Below are 19,193 nucleotides of genomic sequence, written 5' to 3'. Positions count from 1 at the left end.
AATTATCGATATATTGATAGCAAAAAGGCTGAAGATAAACTACATATCATGACAAGTAAAAATACCATATCTATCCCAGTATACCGTGTAGGATAATAATATGTCCTTGCAGCACCCATCTGATACTGTTTCGCTTCCATCGCAACTGCAATGCGTTGCGCGCGCCGTATACTTTGGGCAAATAGCGGAACTGTATAGGACTGCAATCGTTCATAGAAACCTCTAAATCCTTTTGAAAACTGGATATTTCGTACTTTTAAAGCATTCCTACGAATTTGTAGCTCTTCAGTTACAGCAGGAATTAAACGAAAAGCTGCAATAAAGCTATAGGCATATTTGGACGGCAGACGAAACTGTTGCATCATAGCATAAAAGAATAGTACAGGTTGGATAGTTAAGATAAACGTAAAGCCAACGAAGCCGAATGAAAGTGACTTACTTCCGAGCAAAAGCGCGTGTTGAATACTCTCTTCAGAAATCTTGAATAGCCCCCATTGCCAAATTACCGCTTCACCCTTACCGAACAACAACATGGTCAACCCAGTGGATAGGAATGAAATAGCTAACGGAATGGAAAGCAATGAAAGTTTCTTCAGCGAATAACCGCTAAATACATAAAATAATATTCCATATAAAATAGCTTGTGAGATAGCAAAAGATAAACTTTGATTTACGAGCGTAATAATCAAGAACGCAAAAAATACGATAAATTTTAACGCAGGATTGACTCGGAATAACCAGGTTTCGCGTTTAGGTGTGAACCAATTGAACACTCTTCGCACCTCCTACTCCATTAGCCGTATGCACAACACCATCAACTACAGTCCAAACAGCAGTAGCGAAGTTTTCTACTATTTCTGTATCATGCGTAACCATCAAAATTGTCATGCCTTCAGTGCGCAATTGTTCCAGCTTTTCAAGAATGGCGAAGGTGTTTCGTGCATCCTGCCCGAAAGTAGGCTCATCCAGTAACAAAATGTCTGTACTAGGAGTAAGAGCAGTTGCGACACTCAAACGACGCTTTTGACCCGTAGATAGCTGGTAAGGATGGCGCGAAACAGAATCAGGTAAGTTAAATAAACACATCAATTCTTTCGCATAAACGTCTGCATCATCTTTTGGCATGCCGTGTAAAGATACGGTTAACTCTTCCGTAATCGAGTTCGTCACAAATTGTAGTTCGGGATTTTGAAAGACGAGCGACAGACCTTGCGGGAGTTGCCGTTTCTTCTTTTTCCACGCAATGGGTACACCGTTCACTTCATAGATACCGCTAGTCCGAAGTAATTGCATGAGAGATAAAAGTAATGTACTTTTACCAGAACCATTTTCGCCAACAATCGTAATCCAGTCACCGGCCTGTACAGTCGCATGTTTGGCAGAAATCTTTTCCATTTGACCACGATAGCCGTGAAAGTCCTGGATTTGAATTTTCTTTTGTGATGAAACGGCTTGACGATTTATCATCATTAATTGAAACGCATCAGATGTTTTATATTCTTCCCATACCCCTGGGTACCAAATACCATATCGTTTCAGTTGTTCTTGAAAGTTTGCAAAAATATATGCTGGTGAACCATCTGCGATTATGACGCCATGATCATTAAACAACACAACACGATCTACCCAGTCAGCAATCAAATTGATTTTATGCTCCACAATGATCACAGTTTTATCAGCGGTTGCCTCTTTAATAGAAGACCAAATCTGTTGCGTGCCTTCCGGATCCAATAATGCAGAGGGTTCATCCAGAAATAGCACGTCAGGTTCTAATAATAAAACAGAAGCCAATGCTAACCGTTGTTTCATACCTTGAGACATTTCATTGATGGGCGTGTGGACATCTTTCAAATGCAAGTCCACACGCTTTAACACTTCTTCAATAAGAAGTGCCATTTCTTCACGCGGAACTTGAAGATTCTCTAAAACGAATGCAAGTTCTTCATCTACATAGGTCATACAGAATTGTGTGTCTGGGTCTTGGAAAACGAACCCCCATGAGTCAGGTAACTGAATGTCTGTTGCTTTCATTGGCAGTTCGATGGAGCTTGGTATAATGCCGCTCAGTACTTGGAGTAAAGTGGATTTCCCACAACCACTAGGACCAAGCATGAGAACTTTTTCGCCAGACTGAACAGAGAAGGAGAAGTCTTTAAAGACCAAAGCATCTTCTCCTGGAAACTTCAGTCGTAAATCTGTAACGCTGATGTTATTCATAGTTGGATCATACCTCCGCTTTTACTGATCAAGCATCGTATATTCTTTCTTATCAACAGGTCGAATGAGCGACGTCACACCTGTTGCTTCTAGCGCCCTTACAATGAGCACAGCAAAAATACCCGTGAAGATGAATGCGCTGATTGCACGTAATCCGTATTTTACAATGAGTGCCCATGTTTCGAGTGCTGCGTAACCATAAACCAAGTCAAGTCCGAAACTTGCAAGACATGACGTGATTCCTGCTAATCCAGCAATTAAAATAGAATAGCGTTTATAACGGAATGCAGCGAACAATAATTCCGCAGCAAGACCCTGTGCGAGTCCATACATCAATACTTCAATACCATGACCAGCAAACGCAGATAAGGAAGCCCCTGCAATACTTGCGATGAGTGCAGTACCTGGTTTTCGTAATAATAAAAAGGCGAACGGCCCGACCATGAACCACATACCGTAAAGCAGTTGACGCGCGACAGGCATGATCGGTTTGACGACAGTGTATAAATCATCCCAAAACTTCATCAGCACGCCAAACACAACGCCAATCATGATGGTAATCAATAAATCGGTGAACTTTAACTTTTTCAAACTCTTCCACTCCTTGTTATTTTTTCATACAAAAAAGCCGTCTGAAGAGCAGACGGCCGAGGAAGGAAAGAGATTCCTGTATAATTCCATCGATCACGCTCTCTACGCTGGCATTACCCAGATCAGATTAACGGTCAGCAGTGGATTCATCTGCTATCTCAGCCTGATTCTCTCAAGCACCCGGACGGACAATCATGTAAGCAATCCTAGTATACAGCACGTTGAATTGTGTGGCAACTTATGAAATGACTACATGTTCAATAAAATGCTTGCAGTTTAAATTGAACATATTGTACTGAAATCCTGATATACTAATAGGATAGAAATGTTCATAATTATATTCTCGATATAATGGAAATAGAGTGTAAAAGGAGTTTTCACATGACAAAACATATAGCGTTTATTGACGTGGAGACGACAGGTATGAGTGCCGAGGCGAGTGAAGTGATCGAGTTAGGCGTTATGCTGGGAGAGTATGAAAATAACCGTATTGTTCGGGTCGCTGATGAGTATTGCGAGTTTCAAGAACCGTTCTATTCCATTTCTCCGACGATTACGAATCTCACGGGCATTACCGATCAGATGGTAAGAGGGAAGTCGCTTGATATGGATAGAATTCTAAAAATACTTGATCAAGCAGACGGTATAGTAGCACATAACGCATCATTTGATAGGGGGTTCGTCAGCCGGCTATTACCTGAAACGCTCGATATGGACTGGTATTGCTCCGTCAGACAAATCAAATGGAAAAATTACGGCTTTGAAAACGGTAAACTGCAACAATTGCTGAGAGCGCACCGAATTCAAGTGCATAATGCCCACAGAGCACTTGACGATGCAAAAAACCTAGCACTCTTACTGAACTCGTCCAATCCGAATCTGACGGATGATACATTCATCTCCTATTTGATGAATAAAGCACCGATGAAGAAACCAGCCAAATCAAGATTTTAATAGTAGCGAATGATGTCCGGGAATACTTCACCGGGCATCTTTTTTGTATGGTTTAAGGTTTAAATCATAGGAAAGTGAATCTTATAACAAAATCAAAGTATAGAGTGATGACACAAAGACGTCATGGAAGTATGCTGAATTCTTGTGTATAAACCAATCTGCACATCTTTTTCATAATCTTTTTCTATACTTAAAATATAGATGGCTAGGAAGTTTATCTTGAAATACGCAGATTTTCAAATATACCGACGATCATGCTAGAAGCAAGAACAGATAAGACAAATTGAATGAAGGGTCTAGACAAAAGTGCAGATGACTATATTGTAAAACCATTTGATGCACGGGAACTTATAGCGAAAGTAAACGCTATTTTGCGACGATCTGAGAAACTGGAAGAGGACTTGGATCATCCTGACTGTGGTGAGTAAATAGTGCTCCATATTCGTTGCACTATAAGGATAAGAGTACACAACTGTCATAGAAAGGGTTTTACATTATTGAGACGCCCATTACTCAATCCAAGAGACCGTTGACGAGAGATCAATTGATGCATGCCGCCTAGTATCATAATAGGTATCTCGATATTCGAACTGTCGACTATCCATACAAAATTTAAGGGATAAATAAAAAGATTTCCTAATGATGAACTTATAAAGGTGGTGCTATCTATCATGTACAATATATTGTCAAGTGTAAGTCAGCTCATCATGGAACCTGTAGATATCTTACTTCAATCATTTGAAAATAGTCCAATCATTGTCGCATTACTCCTTGGTTTATTAGGAGCTGTAGCGCCTTGTCAGTTGACGGGGAATATGAGTGCTATTACTTTGTTTGGTAATCGTTCTATCCAATTAAAACAAAATGTAAGTGAAGTGATTTCATTTATAGTAGGTAAAGTGGTTGTTTTTAGCGGACTTGGTTTGCTTGTTTGGTTTTTGGGAGAGACATTCCAAAATACTTTAATTGAGTATTTTGCTTTATTTCGTAAAATAATAGGTCCACTCATTATAGCTACTGGACTCGTCCTGCTAGGAATTATGAAGCTAAAGTTTCTAACTAACATACCACGGTACATCCCTGTTCGAATGCGAAATGGGATAGTAGGATCTTTTTTCTTGGGAGTTAGCTTTTCTTTGGCTTTCTGTCCTACGATGTTTGTATTGTTCTTTTTATGGTTGATGCCACTCGTTGCAACTACAACTTATGGATTTGTGTTGCCGGCTGTTTTTGGTGTAGCTACGTCTATTCCGTTAATCATGTTATTTCTCTTCATCTGGTTAGTGGATGCGAAAAGGCTTGTTATGAAAAGTAGCATGAAAGTAGGAAGCATTATACAGCGAACTGCAGGAGTTATACTAATCGTGATTGGCTTAGTAGATACAATCACCTATTGGCAAGTGTAAACTAAGTACGGATGGTATTTACATCTGAGTCATGTGGTACTACTGATTGTTACTTATATATATTGAAGGGAGCTTTTGATAAATGCTTGAAAATATTAACTTATTCCTAGCTTTTGGTGCTGGGTTTTTAAATTTTATCTCACCTTGTACATTGCCATTGTATCCTGCCTTCATCTCCTATATAACGGGAATGTCATTAAATGATATGACATCAGATAGAGTGAAGATTAATAGAAGTGGAATAATACATACTATTATTTTCTTGCTTGGATTTTCGGTTATTTTTATATTTTTAGGATACAGCTCGTCTCTAGTAGGGACATTCTTTTATCAGTATCAAGACTTGCTACGTCAACTAGGTTCCATCTTCATTATCATCTTTGGACTTATAATTCTAGGATTCTTTTCGCCCTCATTTTTAATGAAAGAGAAAAAAATACAATTTAAAAACCGCCCCGTTGGATATTTCGGCACATTTCTAATTGGTTTGGCATTTGCAGCAGGATGGACACCATGTACCGGACCAATTACGGGAGCTGTATTCCTAATGGCGGCTCAAAATCCGGGATCTGGAATATGGTACATGCTCGTATATGTCCTAGGGTTTGCCATTCCATTCCTACTCTTATCTATTTTTATTACACGTGTAAAATGGATTCAAAAGTATAATCGTCTTATAACAAAGGTTGGCGGTTATATAATGGTCGTGTTGGGTTTCGTATTATTTTTTGATGGTTTAACCTATATTATTATATGGCTTAGTCCATTCTTTAGTGGTTTTATGGGTTTTTAAAAGATGTCGTAGTCTGAATGAAAATACAAAAACTCCATGAAATATTATGGAGTTTTTATTCTGATAGTATTGCAGTTACTCCACTATTAAATCTGTAATAACCACGCATTTATTGGGGAAATTACGGTGCTTCATAACAATAAGATGGCGCTTGTAGCTAGGCTGAAGGCCATTCCGAACGCAAAGAGTGCTCTAGTAGCTAATGGAATAGCATGGTAATTATAGGCGGTTGCCTTAAGTTATGCTTCGTTTTTTTAATAGGTATCTTTTGAAAGTGTTCAATCTCCTTTCTTGAATTTTATGAACGAATATGGGCGATGCCGCTTAAAAGCTTTTCATGTGCAAAGTTTTTTCATATATTTTTGCTATACTACTTTTGAAATAATTAGATAAAGGGGATATGAAAATGAGTAAAAAAATTCAAATGGGTATATTTTTGCTGAGTGCGATACTGATCAGTGGATGTAGTAACGATGCACAATCGAATGATCAGAACAATCAACACATGATGAATCAAAATAACAACGAAGGAAATCATCACATGATGGGTGACTCTGCAATGGATAACGGGCATATGAGCCATGATGACGTAGTGCGTTTAGAAGACTCGACAGGTGAAAATGAATTATATATTCCACCGTTATTAACTAGTGAAACGACAGAGGGGACTGAGTATATTGTTAAGGCGCAAAAAGGTAAGGTGAATATATTTGAAGGTGTGACTACAGAAACTTTAGGATATAACGGTGATCTATTAGGTCCGGTTCTTCAATTTAAAAAAGGTGAAACCGTTAAAATTAAAACAATAAATGAATTAGAGGAGGAGACAACGTTTCACTGGCATGGTTTAGAAGTGTCTGGTGAAGCAGATGGAGGACCGCATAAAACACTAAGTCCAGGTGAAGAGGCACTAATAGAATTTGAAGTGACACAAGAGGCGGCTACATTGTGGTTTCATCCTCATCCAGAGGGCAAGACATCTGAACAAGTATATAAAGGACTCGCAGGGCTGATTTATATTGAAGATTCTAATTCGGACAAGTTAGAAATCCCTAAAGAATACGGAAAAAACGATATACCATTAGTTTTCCAAGACCGAATTTTCGATGAGCAAGGGCAATTAGATTATAAAGCGGTAATGAACGAAGATGGGACGATAGGTGATACGTTATTGGTCAATGGTACAGTAAATCCTGAATTAACAGTAGGAAAAGAACAAGTACGTCTACGCTTACTAAATGGATCAAACGCGAGAAATTTTACGTTCAAATTGAATACAGGTGAATCATTTGTTCAAATTGCGACAGATGGAGGCTTCTTGAATGACCCCGTCACATTGAATGAAGTAACTTTGACGCCATCGGAGAGAGCGGAGATAATTATTGATTTCTCGCAACTTAATTCTACAGATGATTTGTCTTTGATTAATGAAGATGGATCTATTCTTTTACCGTTTGATGTGTCAAATCAAGAAGTAGATCGTACGCAAACATTGGGGCAATTAAATGATTTTGCCGTAACGGAAGAAGAAAAAAACATGCCGGTTACGAAGAATATTGAACTCTTTGGTATGATGGATCATGTGACAATCAATGGAAAGAAATTTGATTCAAAAAGAATAGATTTTACACAAAAGCAAGGCGTAACAGAGATATGGGAAATTTATAATAGGAAAGATATGATGGGTGGAATGATTCATCCATTCCATATTCATGGTACACAGTTCAAAATACTCTCGAGAAATGGGATAGAACCTGAAGAGAATGAAAGAGGATGGAAGGATAGTATTGCTGTTCATCCAGGAGAAAAAGTGAAAATCGCTGTACAGTTTAAGCATAAAGGTGTGTATATGTTCCATTGTCACATTTTGGAGCATGAAGACAATGGAATGATGGGACAAATAGAAGTGAAGTAAAAGATATGCCCAAAGTAGCCAGTGAAATATTCATTTCACTGGCTACTTTGCGTTTTCATAAAATGTAAGTAGTACAAGTTGAGTTCGTCAGGCGGGAATACTAAAAAGTGAATGAAAAGAAATAAACTCATAATGAAAAAACGCTAGAAGAACGGTCAGACGAAGATATAAACATGAGAGATTTACGCGATGAAAGAGTGGAAATCAGAAAAAGTTAATAGAGAGAGGGTTTTCTAGAAAAAAACTCCAAACTTCTACTTTCCATGGAATAGTTTATATGGATAAAAGGGTATGGTAAATAGAAGCATGTGACTTACTGAATAACTGAAAGGAATGAGAAGATGAAAGTAATTACTAAGAAGTCACATAAGAAGTTACGACTTTTGTATCAAGCCTTTTTCGTCATGCTGGGTGGAGTGATTACAGCGTATGGACTTGAATCAGTCCTTATTCCGAACAATGTATCGGATGGTGGGGTTACAGGCCTTAGTATTGTAGGTTCTAAAGTTTTCGGACTTCCGTTAGGTGTTTTAATTGCGGTTTTAAATATACCGTTTATCTTTCTTGGTTATAAACAGATAGGCAGGCGCTTTGCGGCGCTTTCTGTAGTAGGTATCGTATCTTTAAGTGCCAGTACAAGTCTAATGCATCATATTCCCATCATTGTACAAGATGATACATTATTGGTAACTGTCGTTGGTGGAATTATTATTGGAGTCGGAATCGGAATAGCTTTGCGTAACGGTGGAGCACTCGACGGTATTGATATGCTGGCAGTGTTGCTGTCAAGGAAACTTCCGTTTGGTACAAGCGATCTTATTTTGTTTCTGAATATTTTTGTCTTTATCGTCGTTTCAACTGTTTTTGGACTGACAGGTGCCATTATGTCAGCAATTGCTTATTTCATCGCATCGAAAGTCATATCAATCATGGAAGTAGGATTTAGTGGTTCCAAAACGTTTAAGATCGTAACTGAAAAACCTGAATTGATGATCGAAGAGATTCACGGCCGTTTAGGTCGAAGTGCTACTTACCAAATGGTGCAAGGGAGTTATACCAATAAACAGTTCATGGAAATCACTTGCAATATTCATCATTTGGAAGATAGTAAAATGAAAGAAATCATTCGTGACGTAGACAAAAATGCATTTGTGGCGGTATATGAAGTTGCAGAAATTAAGCGAGGGAATTTTGGCGGGGGGCAAGTGCGTTAAGTAGGTGTGGATTGAAAATATATTTGTACATAAAGCAAGTCTAGCTTTATGGAAACTGCTGAATTAAATACAGTTTAAATTTTCAGTGTAATAAGTTATTATGGAATAGACAATATATAGATTTGGATTTATTTTTTTGTTTGTATATTATGGTCGCTCTCTGTATGGAGAGTGTGGATTGAAATTATGGAAGTATAAATCCTCAACTTGCTGAACGTAGTCGCTCTTTGCAAAATAAAACGAATCACGTAAAAGCGTCTGCATATTAACAGACGCTTTTTTCGGTTCTATAATAAATCTTGGGGTCTTCAACCAATTGAGCTAAGTCATTGGAGTTGTTTGCTATTTCCTCCATTGCGCTGCTTGCTTGTTACGAAGATATCGCGTGTCTCGTTAACGAATAAAGTGGGTATCTATAAAATACAAAGTCCAATACTTTTGCTTCTAGGACGAAGTTTATCCAGACATTTGATGATTTAAATGAAGAACAGAATGTTATTGATTTTGAAAAAAATAGCGGTGGGATGAATCTGCAGTTGGTGCAATTTTAAAAGTGGTAACTAATCTTGAAAGTAAAGCTATGGCGGTCACGATTTGTGGACTAAATTCTTCAAAGGAACAATTATTTAAAAAATTATTATGAGGGAGTGAACGATATGAAAATTGCTGTAGCGATTGATGGATCTGAAAATGCGATGCGTGCCGCAAAACATGCGATTATGCTAGCGGAATATTTACCTCAAGTTACGTTAGAGATTATCTATGTAGAGGATCTCAGCGAGGCGAAGATCAACAGACAGTTATCACAAAGTCGGGAAAGCCTAGCACTGAAACGTGAACAAAAGATGCAACCAATTTTAGCTATGGCGAAGGAAGCAGCGGTGAATACGAAAGTGATTATGCTTAAAGGGAATCCTAGTCAGGAAATAATAAGATATGTGAATGATAGGAAAATCAACAAATTAGTCATCGGCAGCCGCGGTTTAAATTCAATTCAAGAAATGGTGATGGGCAGTGTCAGTCATAAGGTAATGAAACATGTTGCGTGCCCTGTGACTATAGTGAAATAAATTAGAAACGGCGGCTCCACATTGATGGAGCTGCCGCTTCTTTTATTCTTGACTGTCTATCCATTTGATGACATCATTAAATATTTTCTTACCCTCTTGTTGAGCAACAGGATAGGATAGGGGATCAAAAGTGACTATAGTTTGTGAATGAAGCTTGAGATCGTCAATGGGTTTGTCGAAATGGAACCAAACGAAATCAAAAGCGGCAGACTCTATTTCTTCAGGTGTCATGTTTACATAGTCGTGTGGTTCAAGACCCTGTACAACCAATACTTGCTCGTTATCTATTGATGCCGCAACACCATCGTACTCTTGAAATTGAAATCTTTCAGATAAATCAGGAATAGATTTATTGACCATGAACTTTTTGATAACTGGCCAATTTTTCTCTTTAAAAGTATCCAAGACTTGTCGTTGCGTTGTTTCATCTTCTATATCATTTTGTTGTAGCCAGTTAGATGCATTCGAATATCTGTGAGTATATGTCAAGATGACTTTAAAGTATTGGTCATAATTGTAACCGAAATTTTCTAATTGCTTTTTTTCAATGCTTTTTAGTTGTTGTTCAGTAAGATCATCAAAAAATAATTGCTGTTGTTCCTTTATTATTGAATCAATTTCATCTCTGTCCTCTTCGTAGCCGAGGGAAGATGCATAATCTATAACCGAGTCCGTTTCGAGGATACTTTGAAAGACTCTATACCGTAATTCATCAGAGTCACCTTGATCAAGCCGTTCACTATGAAGCATAAGATCATATAATGTCTCGTCTACTTTATATGTACTGCCATTTGTGCTAATAGAACCGTTTTGTAAGACATTAAACGTGATAAATACTATAGCAGCTAAAACGATAGCAGAGGCAACAACGGGAAATGGATTTCTTCGTTTTGGTTTACGTCCACCGTTAAGGACTCGTTGCTTTAGTTCTTCCTTATCATCGAAAACGTCTCCTGCAGCAGCATCTAAACTCTTTTTCACTTTATTCAATGGAAAGCACCTCCCAATAATCATTTGACAGTTTGCCTCTTAACAAAGTACGTGCCTTGGTCATTCTGGTTTTTACGGTGTTTTCCGACAGATCAAGAAACGTAGCAATCTCTCTCATATTTAGTTCCTCGTAATAATAAAAAAGTATAATTTCTCGATATTTTATAGGTAATGCTAATATAGCAGTAGCAATCGCAGACTGTTCTTCCTTCAAAATCAAGCGATCGTGTTCAGTATGTATGATTTCTAGCCGCTCTTTATTGAGTTTCAAATGTCGGAAAGTCCAGCTTCGCAAATAATCTTTACAACGGTTGACTGTTAGTTTGGTTAAATAAGCACGTAACTTTCCTTGTTCTTGATAGTTCGACTTCTCATAAAAAGAGATAAAGACTTCCCGTACGATATCCTTCGCCATTTCACGGTCACGTAAATAAAAGTAGGCCATCTTCAATAAATGCTCTCCATATGTATCCATTACGTGTTCCAGTTCCGCCGAATTCATTTCCACCACCGCCCCTCTACTACTATAACGAAGATCAAATAGAAATAGTTTTAAATTGCAAGGCTTTTACTGGATAAATGAAAAAAACACGACGAGAGAGTTCCCGTCATGTTTTCATGAAAATTAGTTTACGACTTGATCTTCGAGGTTTTTCCACAAATGGTGTGCTTCTCTCGCAATGTGTTCGAGCAAATCAGGCGGAGCAGTCGTAACCGCGGCACAGGCTTTGATCAGTTCACTCAATTCCAACTTAAAAGCTTCTAGAGCCTTTGCTTCTTTTATCACCATTTGATTGAATGTATTCAAAACAGGTGATACTTCATTGCGTGGTCTGCGAATAATCGTCTTCAAAGCTTGCGCTTGTAGTAGAAGGTTTTCGAATTTTTTAGTCATCGCGCGTACTTGATCGTGTAATTCATAGTTAGAAGCATCTACGTAATGGCTGATGAATAATAAGTGATCGAGCATTTGACGAAGCCAGAAGTTGCTCTCATGTAGTGTCGCATCGGCTGGCGTAATATAAGAATTTGTTTCAATTAATTTGAACACACGCTCTGCTTCCTCGGCTTCTCTAATCATATGATCAAGAAGGGAAGTAGGGGTAGAAATGATTACATCGCAATGCAATGCACGATCCATCGTGTGAATTAGTAGATCAGCGAACTCTTTTGTCGAACTCTTTGCCTCATCGATAATTAATCCAATATCGCCGGTTTTGGATTCAGTCTTTTTAAAGATTACCCCCATGCGATCGATCATTTGCTGATTGGCGCGTGCTAACTCTAACTCATGGTGACTAATTTCTCTATCGAAAAATTCCCCATGCTCAAAGTTGTTACGCACCCAAAAATCGATAATCCCGTACGTATCCCGTTCATAATTATCAGTATAACCAGCCATTCATACATACCCCCTAATTTTTCTATCAGTTATCCATATCATCTTATTCGTACCTTGTGTTGTTTATGTATAGCCCGGGTAATGTAGTAGAAAGTCATCTATTTCTGGAAGAAGTGTATATACTGATAGAAGAGGTGTTGTAAAATGAAAATCGGTATTATTGGGACTGGCAATATTGCGCAATATCTATTAGAAAGTATCAATGGGGACGGCAAAGTGGTCGGTGAAATTGTCTCGATATTCGGACGTAACCTAGAGGTGGGTCTAAGGCTAGAATCACAGTACAGTGCAAAGTTCTATACAGACTTTCAGCAGTTCATTCAGTCTACTATGGATGTAGTCGTGGAAGCTGCAACGATTGAAGTCGCGATAGAACGTGTGGAAGAAGTACTGGACAATAAGAAAGATCTGGTATTGAGCAGTATCGGTGCATTTAAAGACATGGAGTATTTAAATGAAATGATAGAAGTCGCGCGGAAGAATCAGCAACATATTTACCTACCTTCAGGAGCGATCGGTGGACTGGATCTTCTGCAATCAGCTAATTCCCTAGGTGGATTAAAGGAAGTTCGCATTACAACTAGGAAATCCTACCAATCATTGGGACTAGATGTGAAGCACGTAGAACAATGTATTTTTGAGGGTGTAGCTCTAGATGCAATTGAAAAGTTTCCTAAAAACGTCAACGTTGCATTGTTATTATCAATTGCAGGACTTGGTGCAGATAAAACGGCAGTACGCGTTATAGCAGATCCGAATATTCAACGAAATACACATCATATTGAAGCAAAAGGTGATTTCGGTAAAATGAACTTACTAATAGAAAATGAACCGATGCCAAACAACCCTAAAACGAGTTATCTGGCAGCATTAAGTATAGTATCTACTTTACAAAATAAAGGGAATGCGATTACTATAGGAAGCTAAATAAAGCCTGTTTCATATGTTTGGAGATAAAAAAGAAGAAGCATAGATGCGATACTATGTGAAATCGACAGACGATATCCCAGCTGTAGGAAGAATAACTATATTAGTCGATCGGAATACGTGAGTAAACTATCTTCATACATGGATTGGTCATGTAATGGAATTACTGCATTACTAGATCAGAATGGAAATGTAGTAGTAGACCAGGTATAGTATTGAGATTTCTAACAAGCACACGATAACCTGCAAGTAAAAGAAAAGGCTATCCATCATTGCGATGGATAGCCTTTTTGTTATTACAGCATTTAACTACTTGTCTAGCATCACGATAGTGGTTGTCTAATCCTTGTACAGTATTTTGAAAATATATTCAAGAAATTATTCATCAAACGAGTGGATAAGTGTTAAAAGGGGTAAGAGAAGTAGAAAGGTTACTGAAAATAATTACTTAATCCAAATGTATAACGTTATGTAAAAGGTTAGACAAGAATAAAAAAATAAAATTTTAAACAATTATGGAAAAAGTCATGGGTTAGATGGTTAAAAGCTTCCTATTACAGTCACACTGTTACATAAAGAGAACAATGATTCGTTATTATGAATTGAGGGGATGTCTATATGGATACTAATATAAAGAAGTTACATGAAATAAAAAAGGCATTGAACGCAAAGTTCTTTGAACGTGAAAATGAAGTAGAAGGAATTTTAGTAGCTCTTCTATCTAAACAACATATGTTAATGATTGGGCCGGCTGGGACAGCGAAATCTGCACTATCAGTTGAGTTAGCAAAAATCGTGAACGGTACGTCCTATTTTCAATGGTTACTGACCAGATTCAGTACCCCTGAAGAAGTATTCGGACCTTTGTCGTTAAAAGATTTAGAAGAAGGCGTTTATAAGCGCAACACTGCTACTAAAATGCCAGAAGCGCATTTGGTGTTTTTGGATGAAATATTTAAAGCAAACTCTGCCATATTAAACAGTTTATTAACCTTAATCAACGAAAGGTTATTTTATAATGATGGACAACCTATGGAAGTGCCATTAATGTCAGTCATTGGCGCTTCCAACGAATACCCCGAAGAAGGTGAGGGGCTTGAAGCATTATTTGATCGTTTCCTATTACGTTTCGAAATCAATTTCATTGCAGATGAAACAAATTTTGTATCGATGATGAAAGATGAAGGTGAACATATTGAAATCCCGACGATGCATTTGGATGACTTAGTACAACTTCAAAACATGACCAACAAAGTACATCTTCCAGATGAAATATATGAGACATTGTCTACCATTCGAAGAGAACTCCAGGACGAAGGAATTCAGCCGTCGGATCGTCGATTCAAACAATCTTTAAGTATCTTGCAAGCGAGGGCTTTGATCAATCAAAGAGAATCCGTACAGGCAGATGATATGGTGATTCTTGAGAATGCACTCTGGGAGACTTTGGATCAAAAAGAGACTGTTTGTACTATTGTTCGCAAACACTCACAAGATGTATTAGCACAAAGGCTTTCAGCGATTGAAAATGAAGCGAATGAAATCTATGATTCCGCAGTACGTGATCAATCAACAGAAGCAGGTATGGAAGCGGTCCAGAAGATTTCTGCTTTATCAACCGAATTAAATAATCTAAAAGAGCAAAATATAAGCCGTACTACTGAAGTGGATCACTTACAAAAACAAATTACTTCCTTGAAAAATGAAGTAGAAAGTAGTCGAATGGATACTGCATACTACGGTGAAACGAACGAAAAGAAAGACGAAAATGGTGAGCAACGTGGTGTCTTCTTCAGAATGTAAAAGGAGTGATAGTCTATGAAAAGAAGTAAAATAATTAGAGATCATCGCTCCGTACTGAATACAGATGCATTTGATAAAAGACGCTTTAAAGAACTGTTTGAGATGTCAGACGGTTTGCAAAAGGTCTGTGAGGAAGGACAATTACCTACTACGGAAGCGCTGCTTGGCGATGTCTGGGCAGCATTATATAAAATGAAACCACGAATTTTACTTGAGCGAATAAATTCAGCACTGAAACCGAATAAGACCATTATAGAAAAGCTAATGAAAGATGAACATTTTGAAGAATATAGAAACTTTACTCGATTGGACGATTTGGCCGCAACTGTCTGTACCATAAAGTTGATTGAGAAAGTCAATCTATGGCTCGCGGAAGCAAAAGCTATGGATGAAGAGTTACTGAAGAAAATGGAAGCCGTAGAAGCGCTACAAGATGATGTGCCGGTTGAACAGTTGAATCGACAACAGGACGAAATAGAAGATGGACCTGTCCAAGAATTAGCCGATGCTTCTGATAAGTTAAATGAACAGCTAGAATTTACATTTGAAACGAATGGCGAACGATTTTTGCAAGCAATCGATGAAGCGGTTGAAGAATCGATCAAAGTAAAAGACAGTCTGATTTCTCTGATGGGTGGGAGCAGTGCAGGTAAAGGGGACGCAGAGTTAAAGAAAGTGCCATTGCGTGATCAACTTGCAGTGGCAGATCAAGTAGCGATGGATCCCAAAATGCAAGAAATCGCAGAGTGGGCTGGTCGTTTTCAAGAAGTGGCGCGAGAAAAGCAGAAGACGAACTATGTGGAGGCAATCGAGAGGCGTGGCGTTACGATTGGCAATGAAATGGAACGTCTTCTACCGATGGAATTAGGACTCTATTCAAATGACTCAACGAAAAAAGATTTCCTGCGCCGCTTTGCGGAAGGAAACACGATGCAGTTTGAACAGAAGAAGCGAGAGAACCTTGGCAAAGGCCCAATTATTTTTTGTCTTGACCAATCGGGAAGTATGAAGTTGCTTGATAATCAGTCAAAAGGGTTTATCTTGGCGCTGCTATCTATCGCCAAGAAACAAAGCCGGGATTTATGCGTTCTATTATTTTCTACAACTATTCAAAAAGAAGTGTTCACTAAAGGTAAGATCACTTCAAATGAACTTGCACGACTTGCCAGAACGTTTTTGGGTGGGGGAACAGACTTTACACTGTCATTGCAAGCCGCCCTTGAAGTAATAGAAGACAGTACATTCAGACATGCAGATGTCATTTTTGTTAGCGATGGAGAAGACGAGATTAGCGAAAGTTTTCTAATTGAATTCAATGAGAAGAAAAAACAAAAGGAATTCAATGTACTTACTCTAGCAATAGGGAAAGATACAGTTGTCGCAGAATCATTCTCAGACCGTGTCCTTCATATAACCGATTTTGATGACGAAGGAAGTTTTATCGCTTTTGAAATTTAATAGATGCATGATCTAAAACCCTTCATCTATGGAGGGTCTTTTTTGTTTATCATAATATTTTCTTTTCTGGGTATTCTAATCAAAACATACAAGCTAGTTGAGGTGATTGGAATGCTAATTGAAAGATCTTCTTCTTGGAGAGAAGGATTTATTCAACGACTTGAAAACCATGAACCATGGAATAATTCGGTGCTGTATAACATGAGCTATGACATCACGAAAAATAACTTAATCACTGATTTTGCTGGATTGCAGTCACTTGCTTACTTACCAAACGTAAAACCGTTACCTCATCAAATAAAAGCGGCTGAACGAGTGATTGAACAGATGAATGGCAAAGCGATTTTAGCGGATGAGGTAGGGCTAGGTAAGACTATTGAAGCAGGCCTGATTATTAAAGAATATTTGCTGAGAGGACTTGTGAAAAAAGTACTGATATTAGTACCCGCTTCTCTCGTTAATCAATGGGTGGAAGAGCTATATACGAAATTCCACATCCCTGCGCTGTTGTACAAAAAGAATTACGAGCTCGATTATGTGGACGTAGTAGTCATGAGTATGGACACTGCTAAACGCAGTCCACATAAGGAGAAAGTATTCGCGCAAGACTATGATTTGATTATCGTAGATGAAGCGCATAAATTAAAAAACCATCAGACGATCAGTTATGAATTTGTACAAAGCTTGAAGAAGAAATTTTGTTTATTGCTTACAGCAACACCGATCCAAAATGATACGTTTGAATTGTTTTATCTGGTGACGCTACTTAAACAAGGTCATTTAGGAAACTATGATGAGTTTTCATCAGTATTTTCTGCTAAAAACCGTGATGAAGAACGAGATAGTTATTTAAAGGAACTAGTTAGCCAAGTCATGGTACGTAACAGGCGCCAAGACACGGGTGTGGAATGGTCTACACGAAAGATTCATACAGTTCCTATCACATTTACTGACAATGAAAGGCAGGCCTACACAGCTATATCCAATCTGAAACAAATATCCCCGGTATTTTCAGATGCATTTTCCACGATGACTTTACAAAGGGAAATGTGTAGTAGCCCTGAAGCCACCATGGGCACATTAAGAAAAAAACTGCAGGAATGTAAGCAAGTGGAAGAAGTCTCATATGTAGAAAATATTATCGAACAATTGGAAAAGTTGTCGATTCATTCAAAAGCTAAAAAGGCAGCGGAATTGATTATACAAGCGAACGAAAAGGTGATTATTTTCACTGAATATCGCATGACGCAATTATATTTGAGTGACTATTTGTATGCGAACGGTATATCGAATGTCATTTTCAACGGTAAGTTAAGCAAAAGCAGCCGGGAGTGGATTAAACATTTATTTAAGTCACAAGCGCAAGTGCTAATTGCGACAGAGTCTGGAGCAGAGGGAATTAACCTACAATTTTGCCATCATGTCATCAATTATGATCTCCCTTGGAATCCAATGAAATTAGAACAACGGATTGGTCGTGTTCATCGATTAGGACAAGAACACGATGTACAGATTTATAATTTGGCTGTAAAAGAAACAATTGATGACCATGTGATGAAAGTGCTGCAAGAAAAGATTGAGACGTTCGAACAAGTAGTAGGCCAACTAGATGATATTTTGGAAATGAAAGAACAGTCTGTGTGAAGGAGGAGAATGGATGCATTCGACAGAAATCCATACGTATCTTCACAGATTCTTCACGGAGAATGACTGTGAAATACTTCATGGAAATGATCATTATTTAACTGTGCAACTAACAATCGAAATGGATAAAAAAATCATGAACCGCCCTTTTTATTGGCGGTATATTGAAAGCGTCAATGAGATACCGAATCCGGCACAGCTCACGCTAATTACCAATATGAAGCAGTTGCAAAACGGAATGAAAGGGGAAGTAATTCATCTGGGATCTCCACGGCTGCATCAATTATTTCGATTGACCAAAGAGATGGGACAGTTCGTGAAAATGTACGAGCGCATAGTAGACACTAACGAACAGCTGATTTTGACTCCGTGGGTGGGTGTAAATTATAAAGTGTCATTCACCAGTCATCAAACGAAGGAGATGTTGTATTCAATAGGTATCAATTTGATGACGGGTGCTGTCGTAAATGAGTTCCAGGAGACGATTGGTATGCGGGATTTATCTGACCAATCGTCTGAAAAAGTATTTCATTTACCTTATATCATCACTCCTGTTCGTGCGCTTGATCGATTGGATACTGTGATCATTCAAGTAATTGAAGGTGAAGACCTTACGTGGATGGAGGAAGCAGAAAAGAGATGGAAGAAAGACCAAGCGGTATTAGATTATTTTTATGAAGGACAAGATCCTAAACCTGAATGTTATGAGATAGAGAAGCAAGCAATGGAAGAACGTTTTAAACCCAGGATTACGGTGGATGTTGTGAATGGCGGGTTATTTTATTTGAAATAGAAATCAAAACAGCGCG

Annotated in this window: 18 protein-coding genes and 1 riboswitch; of the genes, 12 read left to right on the top strand and 6 right to left on the bottom strand. The window is 38.2% G+C overall.

Going from position 1 to position 19,193, the window contains the following annotated elements; genetic code table 11:
• Positions 1 to 2: 2 nt before the first annotated feature.
• From CSV70_RS08300 to CSV70_RS08290, 3 genes are read right to left on the bottom strand one after another with little or no spacing between them, the layout of a single operon-like run.
• On the bottom strand, positions 3 to 773 hold the full coding sequence (locus tag CSV70_RS08300) for an energy-coupling factor transporter transmembrane component T family protein (protein WP_099628820.1): 771 nt from the start codon (positions 771 to 773) through the stop codon (positions 3 to 5).
• A complete protein-coding gene (locus tag CSV70_RS08295; RefSeq protein WP_099628819.1) occupies positions 751 to 2,217 on the bottom strand; it encodes an ABC transporter ATP-binding protein in 1,467 nt (488 codons plus the stop codon). Before CSV70_RS08295 ends, CSV70_RS08300 begins: the two co-directional genes overlap by 23 nt.
• 21 nt (positions 2,218 to 2,238) lie before the next feature.
• Positions 2,239 to 2,808: an ECF transporter S component gene (locus CSV70_RS08290; RefSeq protein WP_255397444.1), complete on the bottom strand. Its 570-nt coding sequence runs from the start codon at positions 2,806 to 2,808 to the stop codon at positions 2,239 to 2,241.
• A gap of 82 nt (positions 2,809 to 2,890) precedes the next feature.
• Positions 2,891 to 3,002: riboswitch (TPP riboswitch) on the bottom strand.
• Between the two features lie 187 nt (positions 3,003 to 3,189).
• Here CSV70_RS08290 and CSV70_RS08285 point away from each other — a divergent pair.
• The 7 genes from CSV70_RS08285 (at position 3,190) to CSV70_RS08260 (ending at position 10,160) form a co-directional block, all read left to right on the top strand.
• Positions 3,190 to 3,762 carry an exonuclease domain-containing protein gene (locus CSV70_RS08285; RefSeq protein WP_158232312.1) on the top strand — a complete coding sequence of 191 codons (573 nt, stop codon included), beginning with the start codon at positions 3,190 to 3,192 and terminating at the stop codon, positions 3,760 to 3,762.
• A gap of 287 nt (positions 3,763 to 4,049) precedes the next feature.
• Positions 4,050 to 4,190 carry a response regulator transcription factor gene (locus tag CSV70_RS16340; protein ID WP_143560416.1) on the top strand — a complete coding sequence of 47 codons (141 nt, stop codon included), beginning with the start codon at positions 4,050 to 4,052 and terminating at the stop codon, positions 4,188 to 4,190.
• Positions 4,191 to 4,433: 243 nt separating this feature from the next.
• Positions 4,434 to 5,168, top strand: coding sequence for an urease accessory protein UreH domain-containing protein (locus CSV70_RS08280; protein ID WP_099628818.1), 735 nt, complete (start codon positions 4,434 to 4,436; stop codon positions 5,166 to 5,168).
• An 82-nt stretch (positions 5,169 to 5,250) separates the two neighbouring features.
• On the top strand, positions 5,251 to 5,961 hold the full coding sequence (locus CSV70_RS08275; protein ID WP_099628817.1) for a cytochrome c biogenesis CcdA family protein: 711 nt from the start codon (positions 5,251 to 5,253) through the stop codon (positions 5,959 to 5,961).
• Between the two features lie 406 nt (positions 5,962 to 6,367).
• Entirely contained in the window at positions 6,368 to 7,876 is a 1,509-nt protein-coding gene (locus tag CSV70_RS08270; RefSeq protein ID WP_099628816.1) for a multicopper oxidase family protein, read from the top strand.
• A 341-nt stretch (positions 7,877 to 8,217) separates the two neighbouring features.
• Positions 8,218 to 9,090, top strand: a complete 873-nt coding sequence (locus CSV70_RS08265) for a YitT family protein (RefSeq protein WP_099628815.1) — start codon at positions 8,218 to 8,220, stop codon at positions 9,088 to 9,090.
• 656 nt (positions 9,091 to 9,746) lie between these two features.
• On the top strand, positions 9,747 to 10,160 hold the full coding sequence (locus CSV70_RS08260) for a universal stress protein (RefSeq protein ID WP_099628814.1): 414 nt from the start codon (positions 9,747 to 9,749) through the stop codon (positions 10,158 to 10,160).
• Between the two features lie 42 nt (positions 10,161 to 10,202).
• On the opposite strand, the gene CSV70_RS08255 is transcribed toward CSV70_RS08260, so the two are convergent.
• From CSV70_RS08255 to CSV70_RS08245, 3 genes are all read right to left on the bottom strand, one after another.
• A complete protein-coding gene (locus CSV70_RS08255) occupies positions 10,203 to 11,150 on the bottom strand; it encodes a hypothetical protein (protein ID WP_099627174.1) in 948 nt (315 codons plus the stop codon).
• A complete protein-coding gene (locus tag CSV70_RS08250; protein ID WP_233191782.1) occupies positions 11,143 to 11,652 on the bottom strand; it encodes a sigma-70 family RNA polymerase sigma factor in 510 nt (169 codons plus the stop codon). The genes CSV70_RS08255 and CSV70_RS08250 overlap by 8 nt, the downstream gene beginning before the upstream one ends.
• Before the next feature lie 123 nt (positions 11,653 to 11,775).
• Entirely contained in the window at positions 11,776 to 12,552 is a 777-nt protein-coding gene (locus CSV70_RS08245; protein WP_085131825.1) for a DUF2935 domain-containing protein, read from the bottom strand.
• Positions 12,553 to 12,696: 144 nt separating this feature from the next.
• Between CSV70_RS08245 and nadX the strand changes: the two genes are divergently transcribed.
• The 5 genes from nadX to CSV70_RS08220 all read left to right on the top strand — a co-directional run bounded on the left by nadX (position 12,697) and on the right by CSV70_RS08220 (position 19,177).
• Positions 12,697 to 13,479, top strand: coding sequence for an aspartate dehydrogenase (gene nadX / locus CSV70_RS08240; RefSeq protein WP_099627172.1), 783 nt, complete (start codon positions 12,697 to 12,699; stop codon positions 13,477 to 13,479).
• Positions 13,480 to 14,097: 618 nt separating this feature from the next.
• On the top strand, positions 14,098 to 15,282 hold the full coding sequence (locus CSV70_RS08235) for an AAA family ATPase (RefSeq protein ID WP_099628812.1): 1,185 nt from the start codon (positions 14,098 to 14,100) through the stop codon (positions 15,280 to 15,282).
• 15 nt (positions 15,283 to 15,297) lie between these two features.
• Positions 15,298 to 16,740, top strand: coding sequence for a vWA domain-containing protein (locus tag CSV70_RS08230; RefSeq protein ID WP_099628811.1), 1,443 nt, complete (start codon positions 15,298 to 15,300; stop codon positions 16,738 to 16,740).
• 111 nt (positions 16,741 to 16,851) lie between these two features.
• Positions 16,852 to 18,384: a DEAD/DEAH box helicase gene (locus tag CSV70_RS08225; RefSeq protein WP_099628847.1), complete on the top strand. Its 1,533-nt coding sequence runs from the start codon at positions 16,852 to 16,854 to the stop codon at positions 18,382 to 18,384.
• A 13-nt stretch (positions 18,385 to 18,397) separates the two neighbouring features.
• Positions 18,398 to 19,177, top strand: coding sequence for a YqhG family protein (locus CSV70_RS08220; protein WP_085131819.1), 780 nt, complete (start codon positions 18,398 to 18,400; stop codon positions 19,175 to 19,177).
• Positions 19,178 to 19,193 lie beyond the last annotated feature (16 nt).

The sequence above is a fragment of the Sporosarcina sp. P25 genome (assembly GCF_002743235.1).
GTDB classification, from domain to species: domain Bacteria; phylum Bacillota; class Bacilli; order Bacillales_A; family Planococcaceae; genus Sporosarcina; species Sporosarcina ureae_B.
This window is presented reverse-complemented; position numbering and strand designations above follow the sequence as displayed.

Excerpts from the sequence above, each read along its gene's own strand:
- CSV70_RS08225 (WP_099628847.1), top strand. The coding sequence starts at position 16,852 with ATGCTAATTGAAAGATCTTCTTCTTGGAGAGAAGGATTTATTCAACGA.
- CSV70_RS08270 (WP_099628816.1), top strand. The coding sequence starts at position 6,368 with ATGAGTAAAAAAATTCAAATGGGTATATTTTTGCTGAGTGCGATACTG.
- CSV70_RS08285 (WP_158232312.1), top strand. The coding sequence starts at position 3,190 with ATGACAAAACATATAGCGTTTATTGACGTGGAGACGACAGGTATGAGT.
- CSV70_RS08235 (WP_099628812.1), top strand. The coding sequence starts at position 14,098 with ATGGATACTAATATAAAGAAGTTACATGAAATAAAAAAGGCATTGAAC.
- CSV70_RS08265 (WP_099628815.1), top strand. The coding sequence starts at position 8,218 with ATGAAAGTAATTACTAAGAAGTCACATAAGAAGTTACGACTTTTGTAT.
- CSV70_RS08245 (WP_085131825.1), bottom strand. The coding sequence starts at position 12,552 with ATGGCTGGTTATACTGATAATTATGAACGGGATACGTACGGGATTATC.
- CSV70_RS08275 (WP_099628817.1), top strand. The coding sequence starts at position 5,251 with ATGCTTGAAAATATTAACTTATTCCTAGCTTTTGGTGCTGGGTTTTTA.
- CSV70_RS08250 (WP_233191782.1), bottom strand. The coding sequence starts at position 11,652 with ATGAATTCGGCGGAACTGGAACACGTAATGGATACATATGGAGAGCAT.
- CSV70_RS08260 (WP_099628814.1), top strand. The coding sequence starts at position 9,747 with ATGAAAATTGCTGTAGCGATTGATGGATCTGAAAATGCGATGCGTGCC.
- nadX (WP_099627172.1), top strand. The coding sequence starts at position 12,697 with ATGAAAATCGGTATTATTGGGACTGGCAATATTGCGCAATATCTATTA.
- CSV70_RS08280 (WP_099628818.1), top strand. The coding sequence starts at position 4,434 with ATGTACAATATATTGTCAAGTGTAAGTCAGCTCATCATGGAACCTGTA.
- CSV70_RS08295 (WP_099628819.1), bottom strand. The coding sequence starts at position 2,217 with ATGAATAACATCAGCGTTACAGATTTACGACTGAAGTTTCCAGGAGAA.
- CSV70_RS08230 (WP_099628811.1), top strand. The coding sequence starts at position 15,298 with ATGAAAAGAAGTAAAATAATTAGAGATCATCGCTCCGTACTGAATACA.
- CSV70_RS08220 (WP_085131819.1), top strand. The coding sequence starts at position 18,398 with ATGCATTCGACAGAAATCCATACGTATCTTCACAGATTCTTCACGGAG.
- CSV70_RS16340 (WP_143560416.1), top strand. The coding sequence starts at position 4,050 with ATGAAGGGTCTAGACAAAAGTGCAGATGACTATATTGTAAAACCATTT.